Genomic DNA, 16158 nt, shown 5'->3' on the forward strand with positions numbered 1-16158 from the left:
GCCCACCACCGACAACCCGACCCCGTCCACAGCCCCGCACACGCAGAAAGCCCGGCACCCACAAAACTCCAGGCCTCTACAGGTAGCTCGGCGTCCGCCGGTGATCGGTCGTCCGTTGGCAATCCGGCGCTCGTCCGCACTCACGCACCCGTCGGAAACCTGATGTCTGCAGGAAGCCCGGCGGCCGCGGGTTCGGCCTTCACCGGGATCATGCCGTCCACCAAAAGCTCGGCGTCCGGGATCCCCACCTCTGTGGGCAACTCGGCGCCCGCGGAAAGGTCGGCCTTCGCTAGCACCCTGGCCTCCGCCGGTACCCGGGCGCTAGCGGGGGCTCCGGTGCACGCGGTTAGGGCGGGTCGTGTGGAGATGTCGGCCTCCGCAGGTACCCGAGTCTCCGCTGGCGGCCCGGCTACCGCAGACACCCCGGTGCCCACGAGCAGCTCGGTCTCCATCGGCACTCCCGTTTCGGCCCGGAGCTGGGTGGCCGCTGACACGTCTGCCTTTGCAGGTAGGACGGTGCTTGCGCGGAGCCTGGCCGTTGCTGGGGGTCTATCGGACGTGAGGCATCAAGGTCTTGCGGCAGTGGAGGGGACATCGTGACACCGACGGTCGCCCGGACACGGGACGAACTGGCCGAAGCTCGCTCCAGGATCAAGGGGACCCTGGCGCTTGTCCCGACCATGGGGGCGCTGCACGAAGGCCACCGCTCTCTGATCCGGCAGGCTCGTCGAAGCGCGGACGCGATCGCGGTCAGCATCTTCGTCAACCCGCTTCAGTTCGGCCCAAATGAAGACTTCGACCGTTATCCACGGACGCTCGCCGCCGACCTTGAGATCTGCACTGCCGAAGGCGCTGACCTCGTCTTCGCGCCGCCCCACCCGGTGATGTATCCAGACGCCCCGCAAGTCACGATCAAGTCGGGCCCAATGGGTGAGATCGTCGAGGGAGCCACCCGGCCGGGCCACTTCGACGGGATGCTCACCGTCGTCCTGAAGCTGCTCAACCTCGTCCGTCCCGATGTGGCGATCTTCGGTGAGAAGGACGCGCAGCAGCTCGCGATGATCCGCCGGATGGTCGCCGATCTGAATGTCCCCGTCGAGATCGTCGGCGCCCCGACCGTCCGGGAGCCGGATGGCCTGGCCCTCTCGAGTCGTAACCGCTACCTCTCCGAGGCCGAACGCCAGACCGCCCTCGCCCTGTCGCGCGCCCTCCATGCCGGCGTGGACGCCACCTCCGAGGGGCCCGAGGCGGTCATCGCTGCGGCGAGCACCGTCCTCGACAAGGCCGCGACCGCCGACCCGCCGCTCCTCCTCGACTATCTCGTCCTGGTCGACCCCGCGACCTTCACCGCGATCACACCTCCCTACGGGGGTCCGGCCGTCCTGGCCGCCGCCGGCCGTGTCGGCGCCACCCATCTCATCGACAACGTCCCCCTCCAGTTCCCCGAGGAGCCCTGATGTTCAGGACGATGTTCAAGTCGAAGATCCACCGCGCCACCGTGACGCAGGCGGACCTGCACTACGTCGGCTCGCTGACCATCGACCAGGACCTCATGGACGCCGCAGACCTGCTGCCCGGCGAGCAAGTCTCGATCGTGGACATCGACAACGGCGCCCGCCTGGAGACCTACCTGATCGCGGGCGAACGCGGCTCCGGCGTCATCGGCATCAATGGCGCCGCCGCACGCCTCGTCCAGCCCGGCGACCTGGTCATCATCATCAGCTACGCCCAGGTCACCGACGCTGAGGCCCGCGAGTTCGTCCCTCGTGTCGTCCACGTCGACCGCTCCAACAGGATCATCTCCTTGGACTCCGACCCTGCCGCCCCCGTCCCCGGCACCTCTCAACTGCGCGGTGACCAGACCCACCGCTAACGCACCCACCCGACTCAAAGCCGAGACCCACCAGACCGCCACCCTCACCCGCGGACGCCCGTTGCGCCGGACGCCCGTTGCGCCGGACGCCCGTTGCGCCGGACGCTACGCCCGTCCGACGTTTGCGTCCGCCCGACGCTGCGGCTGCCCGGCGAAGCGCCCTTGGTTGGTAAGGCCTTCTCTCGCTTAACGGTCTTGCCTTGAGGCAGGCCACCTCGCGTTGATGCAACGGTCTTGCTCGTCTCGGCGTAGCGGCCGCCCGGCACGGCGACCTCGTCCGGCACAGCGACCTTGTTTGACGCGGTGACCAGACCCACCGCTAACGCACCCACTCGCCTCAAAGCCGAGACCCACCAGACCGCCACCCTCACCCGACCGACGCCCCTCTCGCTGGGCGCCCATTGCACCGGACGTTGTGCCCGTCCCACGTCGCGCCCCGTCCGACGCTGCGGCTGCCCGGCGAAGCGCCCGTGGATGGAAGGGTCTTGCCTCGCGTGACGGTCTTGCCTTGAGGCAGCTCACCTCGCGTTGATGCAACGACCTTGCTCGTTTCGGCGCAGCGGCCGCTCGGCACGGTGACCTTGCTCGACGCGGCGATCCAACTCACCGCTAACCCACCCACTCGACTCAAGCCGAGACCCACTAGACCGCCGCCCTCACCGACCGACACCCCTCGCGCCGGACGCCCATTGCGTCCGACGCTGTGCCCGTCCGACGCTGTGCCCGTCGAAGCGCCCGTGGATGTAGAGGCCTTGTCTCGCGCAACGGTCTTGCCTTGAGGTAGCCCAGCTCGCGTTGATGCAACGACCTTGCTCGTCTGGGCGTCCTCGTTTCGGCGCAGCGGCCGCTCGGCACGCGACCTCGTCTGGCAGCGACCTCTGTCCGACGCGGCCACCTTGTTCGACGCGAGATCGCGCTCGTCTCGGTGGCCTCCATGAAGTATCGGCCTCGCCTGACGCATGGTCCTCGCCCGATGTATCGGCCTTGCTTGGGGCAGCGGGTTGCTCAGTGCAGTGGCTTGCTTTGGCGAAGCGGCCTTGGTTGGTGTGGTGACTTTGCTCGTGGTGGTGGCTTGTGGGCCGGGGCGTGCTCACAGGCTCTGGGCTGGGGGTGGTGGTTCCGGTTGTCCGGGGTTTGTGTGGAATGTGGGGGCGGGCGTTCGGGTGAGGTGGAGTTAGGGTCATAATGACGAGAACCGATCCCGAGGAGGGTTCATGATCCCTTCCGTTCTCGCCGCCCCCGAGCCCGGCTGGACTACTGAGACTGATGTCGTCGTCATCGGCTCCGGCATCGCGGGCCTGGTCGCCGCGTTGCGGTGCCGTCAGCATGGGCGGGTGCTGCTCGTTACCAAGTCCCTCCTGGACGCGGGGTCGACCCGCTGGGCGCAGGGCGGGATCGCCGCGGCGCTCGCGCCCGACGACACCCCGGAGGAGCACTTCGTCGACACCCTCACTGCTGGTGTTGGGCTGTGCGACGAGGACGCTGTTCGGGCGCTCGTCAACGAAGGGCCGGACGCTGTTCGCGGGCTCATCGAGCTCGGTACCGCATTCGACCGTTCCAGCGGTGGGGACATTGCGCTGACTCGGGAGGGCGGACATCACCGGCGGCGGATCGCGCACGCGGGCGGCGATGCGACCGGTGCGGAGATCAGCCGTGCTCTTCTTGCCGCCCTCAAAGACTCTGGTGTCGATGTGATCGAGCATGCGCTCGTCCTCGATCTGCTGAAGGACGGCACCGGACGCGCGGCCGGGGTCACCCTTCATGTCATGGGCGAAGGGCAGCCGGGCGGCGTCGGTGCCATCCGTGCCCGTGCCGTCGTGCTCGCCACCGGGGGGCTAGGGCAGGTGTTCTCGGCCACTACGAACCCCGAGGTCTCCACGGGCGATGGTGTCGCGCTCGCGTTGCGGGCGGGAGCCGATGTCGCCGACCTTGAGTTCGTCCAGTTCCATCCGACCGTGCTGTGGCTCGGTGAGGGTGCACGCGGGCAGCAGCCGCTGATCTCGGAGGCTGTGCGGGGCGAGGGCGCATATCTCGTCGACCATTCGGGGGAGCGGTTCATGGTCGGGCGCCACGAGCTCGCGGACCTCGCTCCACGTGACGTCGTCGCCAAGGGCATCGTGAACCGGATGCGCGAGACCGGTGCGTCCCACATGCTGCTGGACGGCCGGCACTTTGGCGCCTCGATGTGGGAGAACCGGTTCCCGACCATCCTGGCCGCCTGCCGGAACTACGGCATCGACCCTGCGACCGAACCGATCCCGGTCGTGCCCGCCGCTCATCACGCGAGCGGGGGTGTCCGCACGGACCTGCACGGACGGACGTCCGTCCCCGGCCTCTACGCCTGCGGGGAGGTCGCCTGCACCGGCGTCCATGGCGCGAATCGTCTGGCGTCCAACTCCCTTCTGGAGGGGTTGGTCTTCGCCGAACGTATCGCCGCCGCTCTTCAGTCCGAACTGGAGTCGGCCTCTAGCCCGCTGGCAGTCGGAGGCCATCCGTTGGGGTCAAGCCGTCCGTCTGCGTCAAGCCACTTGCCAGCGTCTACCGCAACCGTGTCAGCGTGCGCGTCCGCAACCGTCCTGGCGGACCCGCCGGCTGCGGATGGATCTTCTGTGGGCGTGGTTGGCGGGGGAGCCCGTGAGTTGGCTAGGGGAGTGGGCATGGTGGGCGGCTCCGATGGCGTTTGTGGGCTTTTTGGGGCTGGGGCGAGGGAGGAGATCCAGCGGATCATGACGGCCTATGCGGGTGTGCTGCGTGGGGCGGAGGGGCTTGAGATCGCCGCCCGTGAGCTGGCCGCACTGGCGGGTGCGGGTGCGGGTGCGGGTGTGGGGCCAGAGTTGGGTGCGGAGTCGGGGCCTCAGCAAAGGGCTGAACCGGGTGCGGACGCTGGGCGTGAGCTGCGTGCGGACGCTGGGCTTGAGCTGGGTTCGGAGTTGAGGACTCGGTCAGGGCTTGAGGTGGGTGTGGAGGCCGGGTCTGAGGTGGGTGCAGACGCTGGGCCTGGGCTGGGTTCGGAGTTGAGGGCTCGGTCAGGAGCCGGGCCGGGGGTGGAGGCCTTGCCTGAGCTGGGTGTGGGCGCTGGGCGTGAGTTGGGTGTGGAGGCCGGGCCTGGGCTGGGTGTGGAGTTGGGGCGCGAGCCTGGGGGCGAGCCGGGGGCGGTTGTTGAGCCCTGGGTGGAGGCTTGGGAGGCGACCAATCTGCACATTGTCGCGTCCGCGATCGTGGCGGCGGCGCGGCGGCGGGAGGAGACGCGGGGCAGCCACTGGCGGCAGGACTTTCCAGAGAGACGCGACGGCGAATGGCGCGGCCGCCTGATCGCGCGGCTGGAGGGGAACGTCCTGACGACCACCTACGAACCTCTGGAAGGAAAGCGCTCATGACACCGGAACTGTCGCAGAAGCTGAGCGACGCCGGGCTCGATCCACAAGCTGTGGATAACCTCGTCCGGACGGCGCTGGCCGAGGACGGCGAAGTCGACGTCACCAGCATGCCGATCTTCGCGCCCGAGGACACTGCGGCCGGGGACCTCAGAGCCCGTGAGGACGGCGTCATAGCGGGCGTTCCCGTGGCGTGCGTCGTGCTCGACATGCTGGACGTGGCGTACGAGGCAAAGGTTGAGGACGGAGACCGGGTCGTCCCAGGGCAGGTGCTCATCTCGGTGAGCGGCCCCACCAGGGCGGTGCTGCGCGCGGAAAGGACGGCCCTGAACCTGCTGACCCACCTGTCTGGAATCGCAACGGCCACCCGGAAGTGGACGGACGCGATGGCCGGCACCAAGGCCAAGGTGCGTGATACGCGGAAAACGCTGCCGGGTCTGCGCGCCCTGCAGAAGTACGCCGTGCACTGCGGCGGCGGCGTCAACCACAGGATGGGCCTGTACGACGCCGCGCTCATCAAGGACAACCACGTCGCGGCCGCTGGAAGTATCACCAAGGCCTACGAGTCCATCCGCGCTGTGTATCCGTCCCTCCACATCCAGGTGGAGTGCGACACCCTCGCGCAGGTCGAGGAGGCCCTCGCGGTGGGCGCGCAGAGCATTCTGCTGGATAACATGACCGACGCCGAGACGGCCGAGGCGGTGCGGCTTGTCGCGGGGCGGGCGGAGCTTGAGGCCAGCGGTGGGCTTACCCTGGATCGGGCCCGAGACGTCGCCGTGACCGGCGTGGACTACCTTGCCGTCGGCGCGCTGACGCACTCGGCGCGCGTGTTCGACATCGGCCTTGACTTCACCTGATCAGCGGGGACCTGATGCTGCTCACCATCGACGTCGGCAACACCCAGACCGTCCTCGGCCTGTTCGAGGGCGACGAGGTGATCGAGCATTGGCGGATCAACACCGATCCGCGCCGCACCGCCGACGAGATCGCGGTGGTCCTGCAGGGGCTCGTCCAGCAGAGCCCATTGCTGGCCGAGACCGACATCAGCGGCATCGCCCTGTGCTCCACGGTTCCGTCCGTCCTGCACGAGATGCGGGAGATGTGCCGCCGCTACTACGGCGACGTGTCGGCGGTGATCGTGGAGCCCGGCGTGAAGACCGGCGTCCCCGTCCGGATGGACAATCCGAAGGAGGTCGGCGCCGACCGCATCGTGAACGCGCTGGCCGCCGTCCACACGCATGGCGGCCCCGCGATCGTCGTCGACTTCGGCACCGCCACCACGTTCGACGCCGTGTCCGCGAAGGGTGAGTATGTGGGCGGCGCGATCGCGCCCGGCATCGAGATCTCGATCGACGCGCTGTCGTCGCGCGGGGCTCAACTGCACAAGATCGAGCTGGTCAGGCCGCGGAACGTGGTGGCCAAGAACACCGTCGAGGCGCTTCAGTCCGGGATCATCTTCGGCTTCGCGGGGCAGGTGGACGGCATCGTCGAGCGGATGTCCGAGGAACTCGCCACGGACCCCGCCGAGGTCACGGTCATCGCCACCGGCGGCCTCGCGCCCCTCGTCCTGGAGGAGTCCCGCAGCATCGACGCGTTCGAGCCGTGGCTCACCCTCATCGGCCTGCGCCTGATCTACGAGCGCAACACCGTCTAGGCGGCCCTTGGCGCTTCCGTCTGACCCGGCCTAAGCGGCACGCCCGCCTGGTCGTCACGCCTGGCGTAATTGTTGGGTCCGGCTTGACTGTCTTGCGCTCGGTGTGGGCGTGTGGCCGTGGGGATGGGGCGGTAAGTCGTTCGCGGGGCATCGAACGGGGTGGATAGCCTTTGGGGCGTGACAGACGAGACCTTCGACGAGCTCCCGGAGCAGATGCGTGTGCGCCGGGAGAAGCTCGACCGGATCCGGGCGAGCGGCATCGACCCCTACCCGGTGACCTTCCCGCGGACGGCGACGATCGGCGACGTCCGCGCGAAACACCCGGACCTGGAGCCGGGCACCGAGACGGGCGAGAAGGTCGGCGTCACCGGTCGCGTCATGCTGATCCGCAACACGGGGAAGCTGTGCTTCGCGACCGTCCGGGACGGCAGCGGAGAGATCCAGATCATGCTGTCGCTCGCCAAGGTCGGGCAGGAGCAGCTCGACGCCTGGAAGCGGGACGTAGACCTCGGCGACCATGTCGGCGTCGAGGGCGAGGTCATCACGTCCCGGCGCGGTGAGCTGTCCGTCATGGCGGACCGGTTCGCGATCACGTCCAAGTGCCTGCGCCCGCTGCCGGAGAAGCACGCGGGCCTGACCGACCCGGAGGCGCGGGTCCGGCAGCGGTACGTCGACCTGATCGTCAACGACGAGGCCCGGAAGATGGCCCGGCTCCGCAGCGCCACCGTCCGCGCGGTGCGGGACTTCTGGCAGGACGAGGGGTACCTCGAGGTCGAAACGCCGATGCTGCAGCCGATCCATGGCGGCGCGACGGCGCGTCCGTTCGCGACGCACATCAACGCCTACAACATGGACCTCTACCTGCGCATCGCGATCGAGCTGTACCTGAAGCGGCTCGTCGTCGGCGGAATCGAGAAGGTCTTCGAGATCAACCGGAACTTCCGGAACGAAGGCGCGGACTCCACGCACAACCCCGAATTCACAATGCTGGAGGCGTACGGGACATACCTCGACTACAACGACATGGCCGACCTGACGCAGCGGATGTACCAGAAGGCGGTCGTCGCCGCCCTCGGCACCACCGTGGTCGTCCATGACGGTGTCGAGGTCGATCTCGGCGTGCCGGAGTGGCCGCGGATCACGCTGTACGGGTCGGTGTCGGGTGCGCTTGGCGAGGAGGTCACGCCGCACACGCCGCTAGAGGACGTCCGGAAGCTGGCCGATGCGCGCGGTGTCTCGTGGGACCCGAAGTGGGGGCAGGGCAAGCTCGTCCAGGAACTGTTCGAGGAACTGGTCGAGCACACCCTCGTCCAGCCCACGTTCGTCATGGACTACCCGGTCGAGACGTCGCCGCTGACCCGCCAGCACCGCGAGGAGCCCCTCCTCACCGAGAAGTGGGATCTCATCGGCTTCGGGACGGAGCTGGGCACCGCGTACTCCGAGCTCATCGACCCGATCGAGCAGCGCCGCCGCCTCACCGAGCAGTCGCTGCTCGCCGCGGGCGGCGACCCCGAGGCCATGCAACTGGACGAGGACTTCCTGCGCGCCCTGGAGTACGCGATGCCGCCCACCGGCGGAATGGGCGCCGGCATCGACCGGATGATCATGGCATTCACCGGCAAGGGCATCCGCGAGACCATCCTGTTCCCCCTGGTCAAGCCCGAATAACGACCGGAAGATCGCCCGGTAGCGCGCGGGTGACCTGTCGGCGTCGCTGGTACGCCGCCGCCGTATAGGCGCGGCGGCTTGGTCGGCGCGGCACCCGCCTACCGGTCGAACCTGCCACGCTGCTGGGACGTCTGCAGCAGGTCGCAGGGCTGTCCAGGCCGTGTTCGTGTTCGAGCGGGCCGGAATCGACTCCCGCGGTCGCCAACCGGTTCCTGGCCGCGCCATTGCCCTCAATACTGGTTGTGCGAGAGAAACCTGAACGAGCCATGGCCCGCTAGAAAAGGAGCGGTCCATGGCCCGTGCGATAGCCGGACGGTCGAGCGTTTTCAGGCGCTTTCACGAATGACGAGGTCGGGTCTCAAAACCACCTGGCGGTGTTGATGGGACTTGCCCTCGCCTATTTCGGCCAGGGCGAGTTCGGCGGCTTCCCAGCCGAGTTCACGGCGTGGCTGCCGGATGGTGGTGAGCGGCACGGCGGCGCTCGCGGCGAGTTCGATGTCGTCGTACCCGATCACGGCGATGTCCTCGGGGACGCGGGCGCCGAGACGGGTCAGCTCGTTGATCAACCCGATCGCGAGCAGGTCGTTGGCGCAGAACACGCCGTCGGGCTGCGGCGACATCGCCATGATCTCGTGGGCGGCGGCCTGTCCCTCGCCGGGGCTCAGCGCCTCCTGGATCAGGGTGGGGGGCTTTCCGAAACCGGCCTCGACGATGGTGCGGGCGGCGCCGTCGCGGCGTTCGACGCAGGGCTGCGGCTCGGGGACGCCGGTCACGAAGGCGATCCGTTCGCGGCCGATGCCGAGCAGGTGCGCGGCGGCGATCTCACCGCCGGCGACGTGATCGACCTGGGCGGAGCAGACCTCGCTGGCGTCCCGGTCGATCAGCACCACGCTCATCCCGGCGGCGCGGAGCTGGGCGATGTCGCGGGAGCCGAGCCCGACGGGGATGATCAGAACCCCGGCAGCATTCTGCTCCTCCAGGAGTTCCACGGACCGCCGCTCCTTGGCGGCGGAGTGGTCGCTGGAGAGCCAGAGCGCGTCATGGCCGAGGGCGTTGAGCGCGGCCTCGGCCCCCCGGGCGACGTCGGTCGCGTACGGGTTGGTGAGGTCTTCGACGACGACTCCGAACGCGCGGCGCGGCTCGTCGCCGAACTCGCCGGCGGTGCGTTCGGGGCGGCGGCGGAGCCTGCGAGCGGACTCGTTTCGGACGAATCCGAGCTCCTCGATCGCCGCGCGAACACGGTCACGGGTAGCTTCGGCCACGAGGTCTGGCCGGTTTAGGACATTCGAAACGGTCCCAACTGAGACTCCAGCACGCCTCGCGACCTCACGAATACTGGTCTGTGGCAACTCGCTCCTCGTCCCGTCCCAGGCTTGTTTTCCCAGGTAGTGGCGTTTTGCATAGTGCATCCGCGAATGCGTGGTCACAGACCGCGATCATCGGCGCGCACATTGCACTGAACCAGCGCTTGACGGGCCGGATCCGGCCGCCTAGCGTTCCGAGCCGAAGCGTAGCTTGAAACGATTCACGATCTTCGACCACGGCGAGATCTGGCGAGTCGAACGAGAAGGGACGGGTGCGGATGGCTGGCGATCTCATCCCGTCTCCCTCGGATGGCCAACGAGTGAATCGTCACCCGGAGTTCCCCCGAACGACCCCGCAATCGGCCCAACGGCCACCTCCGGCCAAGCGCGTGAGACAGAAAAGGAACCCGATGATCTGAGTCCGGAGGCGCTCCGGACCCGGCAACCCAACGCGCGTACAGATCGAGGCCAACCCGTGCCTGTGCAGCGGACGGCTGCATCCCCGCGGTCATCACCACGGACGAGGGAGGACGGAGTGGAACAGGCCACACTCGCACGTCGTGGCACCGACGATTTCGGGCTGAGCGAGGAGGAGATTCGGCTGCTCGCTCAGATCGCCAGCGGTGTCACCGCCGATGTGGCGGCACGCAAGCTGGAGCTGAGCGCACGGACCTTGCGACGCCGGTTGCGGACCATCTGCGACCGGCTGGAGGTCAACACCCCTATCGAGGCCGTGGTGTGGGCGGCCCGAAGGCAGCTCATCTAGCGGCAACCCCCAACGACGCTCGTCCGGGGACGGCGAGCGTCACGAGAAATCCAGGCGGCGAAATCTTCAGAAGAACCCCCGTCCGACCCCGCAGCGGCGGCGCCCGCGCCCTGACAGGTAGGTCCCTGCAGGAGGCGTCGCCGCGGACGGTGTTCAAACCACGCCGTGGATCTCCTTAAGCACGCGCTCGACCTTTTCGACCCCCGTTCACACCCGGCCGGGACGTCATCGGCTGGGGCGCCATCCATGACGCGCGGCCTCAGGCCCGCCCTCCGCTCCTTGGAGGGAGCGACCTAGGGCGACTCCAGAGGCCGCCGTGATCGCTGTCACACGGCCCGTACGGGAGCGCTCAGGGGTATCTACCGAGCGCCGTGGGGCTGTCCGTCCAGGGAACTCAAGGGCCCGTCCTTCCAACGGACGCCCGAGGGCGTGGATGCGGCCGTTCAGTGAGCTCTCCGCGCATGCCATCCAGATGCAACCAACCAGCCGACGCTCCTAGCGCAGGCTCCGCAGGGCACCTCCTTGTACAGCATCAGCCGTCCAGCTGATTTCCGTAGGACGCCCAAGCGGGTGCACAGGAACTTGCGTGCCGAGCCTTGGGACCGTTCGTTCTGTGGCGTCTTTGACTGCCTTGTGTGGTGGGCGGGCTGGTCAATTGCGAGGGCGTCCGGGTGGTGAGCATGTTCAAGTGGCGCAGGTGTTAGCGGACGCAGAGGGAGGCAGTGTCACCGCCCTTTGCGGGCCTGTGCATGGGGTGCCGAGGGTTGTCGTCTTGCGAAAAGGCCGTCGTCCCACAGGCGTGCGCTGCCGGACGGGTTAAATCGGGGGTCAGGCGACTCGGACGGCGCCGGCGTAGGGGCGTCCGGCGATGGGCGCGATCTTCACGACGTCGCCGGTGTGAGGCGCGTGCAGCATCTTGCCGTCGCCGACGTACATCCCCATGTGGTGCAGGTCGGAGTGGAAGAACACGAGGTCGCCCGGCTGGAGCTCACTGCGTGACACGTGAGTGCCGGCGTTCCACTGGCTGCCGGTGTAGTGCGGCAGGTTGATGCCGACCTGCTTGTAGGCCCACATTGTCAGGCCTGAGCAGTCGAAAGAGTTCGGCCCAGCAGCGCCCCAGACGTACGGGACGCCGATTTTGCTCATCGCGTACCGCAGCGCTTGCGCACCCTTGCCGGTGCCGACGACGGGGAGCTTGGCGAGCTGGGTGGGGTCCCTCTTGACGAGCTTGCCGCGGACCTTCTCGTAAGTTTCGGTGACCTTCTTGCGCTGCGAGTCGAGTTGCGTGCGCAGCGCCTGCACCTGCTTGGCGCGCTCTTCGGCGGACTTACGGGCGCGCTGCGCGGCCTGCATCGCCTGCATGAGACCGAGGACTTTGCTGCTGTCGCGCTTGGCGAAGTAGTTGAGCGTGGCGGCCTGGTCGAGGACGGACTGCGGGTCCTGGGAGGCGACGAACGACACCGCGGGGTCAGAGCCGCCCTGCATGTAGCTGGTGGCGGCCAGAGAGCCGACCTTCTGGCGGATGCTCTCGAGAGTCTTCTCCTGCCGCTGGGCGTTCTCTGTGGCGACCTTGGCGGCGCGTTGCGACTGGGCGAGTTTGACCTTCAGCCCGTTGTACTGCTCGGTGAGCTTCTCCAGCTCGTCGGCGAGCTTGAGGGCCTTCGTCCTGAGTTCCTTCGTGGACGGCTCAGGCTCGGCGTGCGCCACCGCGGTCGTGTGCGGCGCGACCGAGAGGACGGCGAGGGCGCCGGCCACGGTGATCGCCCGGACGCGGAACCGGGCCGTCCTCCGGCCTGGCGTTGGCCGCTGGGAGCTTGAACGAGCAGATCGTGAAAAGGAAGCAGGGCGCGATGGCTCCACGAATTCTCCTCTCCTCGTCCGCCTACCGAGTTAGCTGTCGGGTTGGGGCTGGAGCAGCCCGTCCGCTGGCGCGCGCGGAAGCCGGTTCCACGCGGGCTGCGGATTCACCCCTCACGGCGTGTGCCCGGGGGCGATCCCCGAACGATCCGGAAGTGGGTCCCCGGCTCCTCGGGGCGCTGGTTGCGGCCCGTGGACTCGGCGGTTCGGCCTCCGTCCTGCGGTAGGCCGATGTCAGCGCAGGACACTAACGGAAGCCGCATTGGATGCCAACCACAACCCGTGAAATCGCAGGTGGCGACGCTCGTCGGCCCCGGACCGCCCGCGGTGCCCCCCGAGCATCCATGTGTTCTTGCTCACTTTTTGGGACACTCTATGAGCAATGCCTAGTCGCTTTTATCTAGTTACGCGGGATGGACGTCGCCGCATGCACAGACCCGCCGACAGTTGTAAAGGCGCCACGTTCGATAATCTCGCCTGTTTGTGGAGGTCGTGATCCGGCGAGCCCGTACCGCCGACGTTCAAGAGATCCGCAGGCTGGTCGATCTGTACGCCGGGTCGGGACGACGCCTGCTGAAGAAGTCCGCGGTGAAGCTGTACGAGGACGTCCAGGAGTTCTGGGTCGCCGAGGACGTGCAGCACGGGGCGCCGGGACGGGTCGTGGCCTGCGGCGCGCTGCACGTGATGTGGGAGGACCTCGCGGAGGTCCGCTCCGTCGCCGTGGACAAGGAGTACGGCGGCCGTGGCATCGGCCACCGAATTGTCACCCGTCTGCTGGAGACCGCTAGGGAACTCGGCGTGCGGAGGGTGTTCTGTCTTACCTTCGAAGTGGAGTTCTTCGCGCGCCATGGCTTCCAGCAGATCCTGGGGACTCCGGTGGCGCCAGAGGTGTACGAGGAGCTTCTCCGCTCCTACGACGAAGGCGTTGCGGAGTTCTTGAACCTCGATCGGGTCAAGCCCAATACGTTGGGCAACACCCGGATGTTGCTTCGCCTGGAGGACTGACCCGATGAGCGATTCCCCGAACCGCGGGCGGCGGTACCCGCCGCAGCAGGGGCAGGGCTCCTACGGCCCGCCGCCCCCGTACCAAGGTCCCCAATGGCAGCAACCACACCACCAGCAGCCGCAGAGCCAGCCTCAGCAGCAATGGCAGCAGCAGCCTCAGCAGCAGCAGTGGGGGCAGCAGCCGGCGTACAACGAGCCGTACGACGCCTCCTATGACGAGTACGGCGGCGGTGAGCTGCCGCTGGCTCCGATCCTTCGCCGCGCGGGGGCGCGCCTCATCGACAACGGGCTCGTCGCGGTCTTCGGGTTCGCGCTCGTCCTGCCGATCACGATCGGTGCGTTCGGCCTAGGCAAGCCAGGCAGCAAGACCGAGGACGAGGGGGGTGTGTGGAACTGGCCCATCATCTTCACCCTTTTCTGTGTCCTGTCGGTGCTGCCGCTGCTCTACGAGGCCGTCCAGCTATCCATGTCTGGACGGACGCTCGGCAAGCGCCTCATGGGTATCGGCATCGTCCAGGCGCCTGCCGGGGAACCACTGACCACCACGCAGGCCATCTGGCGCGCTGGAATCGTCCACGTGGGCTACCAGATCGGCGTGTTCTTCTTCCTCGTCATCGCCGTGATGGTGTGGGACTACGCCGCGTACGGGATGGTGCTGGTCTGGGCGGGTGCGTTGATGGCGTACCTGTGGGCGATCTGGGACCAGCCCCTGCACCAGGCCCTCCACGACCGCTTCGCCGGGACACTGGTCATCGACGAGCGAACCGGATACGACGAGTACACCGAGACCGAGTACGCGGAGTAAGCCCGTGCGGGAGGCAACGCTCGCCGAGCCGGGCCAGCGCCTCCTGGCTCGCATCGTCGACACCCTCATCGTCGGCGTGCCTGTCATCGTCGTCGTCCGCGCAGTGGTGTCCGGGCCCACGGTGGACGTCGTCGCTCCACCAGCCTTGGCCGGATGCATGTTGCTCTACGAGGCGATCCAGCTCGCCCTCTGGGGCCGGACGATCGGCAAGCGCGTTGCTGGCATAGAAGTCGCTATCGCCGTCCCAGGCGCGACCCTCGCCTCCACACCCAGGGGGACGGACGCTGAGGCAGGCTCTGAGCCGACCTCAGCGCGTTCAGCGGTCGCTGCTGAGGCCGGCACCGGGGCGGGCGCTGAGACGAACGCTGAGGCGTTCACGGAGACCACCATCGGCGCGGCCGCCGCGCCGAACCCTCTCCAAGACACTGAGACGTCCCCTGCGCCTGACGCCCTACCAGAGCGAGGGCAGGACGCTGGGGCCGCCTCTATGGAGGCTGCTGAAGCTGGGCAACGTGGCCCTGCGCGGGGGCTTACGTCTGACGCCGGGCCAGGGCAAGCGCAAGACGGTGAGTGGACGCAGCTGCGGGACGGCGGGCCCGGGCAAGCGCAAGGCGGCGAGGCGTGGCCAATGCAGGGGGCTGTGCCGAGCTCTGGCCCTGGGGTGGGGTCGATGTCCGGCGATGAACCGGAGCAAAATCGGGGGCTTGAGGCGGAACCGATAATCGGTGCCGATCTCGGGAAAGGGCGAGAGGGCGATGCTGAGGCGACGCCGGATTCCGAACCGGACGGCGTGCTGATCAGTGAGCAGGCTCGCCTGGACGTTGTGCGCGCCGTTGTGCGTGCCGCGGTCTATTCGCTGCCGATCGCGGCCCGTCCGATTCCCGTTGCCGGGCTACTTGCGGGCATCTTCTGGTTGGCGAACGCGGGGGCCCTGTACGAGGGCACGTGGCGCCAGGCCGTCCATGACAGGCTCATCGGGACGCTGGTGGTAAAACGTCCGCCTCCCGATTCCTCGGCCTTCTGAGATCCTCTCGGGCGTCCTCGTCCGAACTGAGGGACGGCCGGGCCTGTGCCCGTCGCACTCATGATCCCTCGGCGAGCGGAGTAGGGCGCGTCCGGCCATACCGGCTTTCGCGGAGATGCTCGCTCTGTTTCGGACGTCTAGCGTTCGGGCTGCTATTGCCAGCTTGCTCAGGTTACGGACCCGAATCGGGGTGAGATGTGTCTCGTCCCGGACGCGTCCTCCGCTTTGAGAGCCGCTTCCGTGTCCCTGGTCCTTCGCCCTGCGTCCCGACCCGCATAGGACTCTGGACTTACTCCGGATGGGACACCGTCTCGCTTGGAACGGGCCTTTCGCTCCACGTGCGCCTCTACATCGAAGGAGTCTGCCGCCCGGCTTCGGGACGTCCCTCGGAGGCGGGTTGAAGAAGTGGGACGTAGGTGGGATTGTGTCGCAATCTCCTGATTTCGGGATGGGTGAGTACCGGCTGCTTCCACGCGGAGAGCGCGGTCGGTGACTTCCCGTCACGAAGCGGCGGCAACAGATTTCGGTGGGAGCCGACCGGCCGTTATCCACCCACATCGTCCGCCGGAGGCGGTGATCAGCTCCCGCGGCGGGTCTCTGCGGGTCCTGGCCGCATTCCTGCTCGTGGCGCGGTTAGTGCCGTTACGCCAGAGTTAATCGGTGGCGGCGGTGTCCGTGAGCCCCGGCCGTTAAGGTCGCCCGCACGGCCTTTTACGCCCGGACGGCTCGTCCGTCCGAAAGCCGAGCCGTCCGCGAACCTGAGTCAATGCGGAGGCATCGCCGCAGGTCAGCGACGCGCGTCGGGACAACGACCCCGCCCGAAATCCC

12 protein-coding genes, 1 pseudogene and 1 riboswitch are annotated in these 16158 nt (G+C 68.0%); of the genes and pseudogenes, 11 read left to right on the forward strand and 2 right to left on the reverse strand.

From position 1 onward, the window contains the following. The first annotated feature begins 596 nt into the window (after window positions 1-596). From panC to lysX, 6 genes are all read left to right on the forward strand, one after another. Entirely contained in the window at window positions 597-1457 is an 861-nt protein-coding gene (gene panC, locus E1287_RS17930) for a pantoate--beta-alanine ligase (RefSeq protein ID WP_131966100.1), read from the forward strand. Next, the gene (gene panD / locus E1287_RS17935; protein ID WP_131966101.1) at window positions 1457-1873 is read left to right on the forward strand and encodes an aspartate 1-decarboxylase; all 417 of its coding nucleotides are present in this window, start codon (window positions 1457-1459) and stop codon (window positions 1871-1873) included. Before panC ends, panD begins: the two co-directional genes overlap by 1 nt. Window positions 1874-3087: 1214 nt before the next feature. Beyond that, window positions 3088-5250, forward strand: coding sequence for an L-aspartate oxidase (locus E1287_RS17940; protein WP_243719154.1), 2163 nt, complete (start codon window positions 3088-3090; stop codon window positions 5248-5250). After that, window positions 5247-6104 carry a carboxylating nicotinate-nucleotide diphosphorylase gene (gene nadC, locus E1287_RS17945; RefSeq protein ID WP_131966102.1) on the forward strand — a complete coding sequence of 286 codons (858 nt, stop codon included), beginning with the start codon at window positions 5247-5249 and terminating at the stop codon, window positions 6102-6104. Before E1287_RS17940 ends, nadC begins: the two co-directional genes overlap by 4 nt. Window positions 6105-6118: 14 nt before the next feature. Then, window positions 6119-6901, forward strand: coding sequence for a type III pantothenate kinase (locus tag E1287_RS17950; protein ID WP_131966103.1), 783 nt, complete (start codon window positions 6119-6121; stop codon window positions 6899-6901). A gap of 177 nt (window positions 6902-7078) precedes the next feature. After that, on the forward strand, window positions 7079-8569 hold the full coding sequence (gene lysX, locus E1287_RS17955; protein ID WP_131966104.1) for a bifunctional lysylphosphatidylglycerol synthetase/lysine--tRNA ligase LysX: 1491 nt from the start codon (window positions 7079-7081) through the stop codon (window positions 8567-8569). A gap of 326 nt (window positions 8570-8895) precedes the next feature. On the opposite strand, the gene E1287_RS17960 is transcribed toward lysX, so the two are convergent. After that, the gene (locus E1287_RS17960; protein WP_131966105.1) at window positions 8896-9978 is read right to left on the reverse strand and encodes a LacI family DNA-binding transcriptional regulator; all 1083 of its coding nucleotides are present in this window, start codon (window positions 9976-9978) and stop codon (window positions 8896-8898) included. Window positions 9979-10408: 430 nt separating this feature from the next. Here E1287_RS17960 and E1287_RS17965 point away from each other — a divergent pair, with 430 nt between their 5' ends. Further along, on the forward strand, window positions 10409-10639 hold the full coding sequence (locus tag E1287_RS17965) for a LuxR C-terminal-related transcriptional regulator (RefSeq protein ID WP_067902439.1): 231 nt from the start codon (window positions 10409-10411) through the stop codon (window positions 10637-10639). Between the two features lie 828 nt (window positions 10640-11467). On the opposite strand, the gene E1287_RS17970 is transcribed toward E1287_RS17965, so the two are convergent. Beyond that, window positions 11468-12394, reverse strand: coding sequence for an NlpC/P60 family protein (locus tag E1287_RS17970; protein ID WP_165969065.1), 927 nt, complete (start codon window positions 12392-12394; stop codon window positions 11468-11470). Window positions 12395-12502: 108 nt separating this feature from the next. Beyond that, a riboswitch (cyclic di-AMP (ydaO/yuaA leader) is annotated at window positions 12503-12697 on the reverse strand. Between the two features lie 276 nt (window positions 12698-12973). On the opposite strand from E1287_RS17970, the gene E1287_RS17975 reads away from it, so the two are divergent. The 4 genes and pseudogenes from E1287_RS17975 to E1287_RS43790 all read left to right on the forward strand — a co-directional run bounded on the left by E1287_RS17975 (window position 12974) and on the right by E1287_RS43790 (window position 15330). Beyond that, window positions 12974-13501, forward strand: coding sequence for an amino-acid N-acetyltransferase (locus tag E1287_RS17975; RefSeq protein ID WP_131966106.1), 528 nt, complete (start codon window positions 12974-12976; stop codon window positions 13499-13501). A gap of 4 nt (window positions 13502-13505) precedes the next feature. Beyond that, complete coding sequence (locus E1287_RS17980) at window positions 13506-14306, forward strand: RDD family protein (RefSeq protein WP_131966107.1); 801 nt, start codon at window positions 13506-13508, stop codon at window positions 14304-14306. 4 nt (window positions 14307-14310) lie between these two features. After that, a pseudogene (locus E1287_RS46365) lies at window positions 14311-14526 on the forward strand (RDD family protein); the annotation flags it as partial. 450 nt (window positions 14527-14976) lie between these two features. Further along, window positions 14977-15330: a hypothetical protein gene (locus E1287_RS43790; RefSeq protein ID WP_165969064.1), complete on the forward strand. Its 354-nt coding sequence runs from the start codon at window positions 14977-14979 to the stop codon at window positions 15328-15330. The last annotated feature ends 828 nt before the right edge of the window (window positions 15331-16158 follow it).

The sequence above is a fragment of the Actinomadura sp. KC06 genome (genome assembly GCF_004348735.1).
GTDB lineage: Bacteria > Actinomycetota > Actinomycetes > Streptosporangiales > Streptosporangiaceae > Spirillospora.

Bases quoted from the DNA above. Each gene is read 5' to 3' on its own strand.
- E1287_RS17960 (WP_131966105.1), bottom strand. From the start codon at position 9,978: ATGCACTATGCAAAACGCCACTACCTGGGAAAACAAGCCTGGGACGGG.
- panD (WP_131966101.1), top strand. From the start codon at position 1,457: ATGTTCAGGACGATGTTCAAGTCGAAGATCCACCGCGCCACCGTGACG.
- E1287_RS43790 (WP_165969064.1), top strand. From the start codon at position 14,977: ATGTCCGGCGATGAACCGGAGCAAAATCGGGGGCTTGAGGCGGAACCG.
- E1287_RS17950 (WP_131966103.1), top strand. From the start codon at position 6,119: ATGCTGCTCACCATCGACGTCGGCAACACCCAGACCGTCCTCGGCCTG.
- E1287_RS17940 (WP_243719154.1), top strand. From the start codon at position 3,088: ATGATCCCTTCCGTTCTCGCCGCCCCCGAGCCCGGCTGGACTACTGAG.
- nadC (WP_131966102.1), top strand. From the start codon at position 5,247: ATGACACCGGAACTGTCGCAGAAGCTGAGCGACGCCGGGCTCGATCCA.
- E1287_RS17980 (WP_131966107.1), top strand. From the start codon at position 13,506: ATGAGCGATTCCCCGAACCGCGGGCGGCGGTACCCGCCGCAGCAGGGG.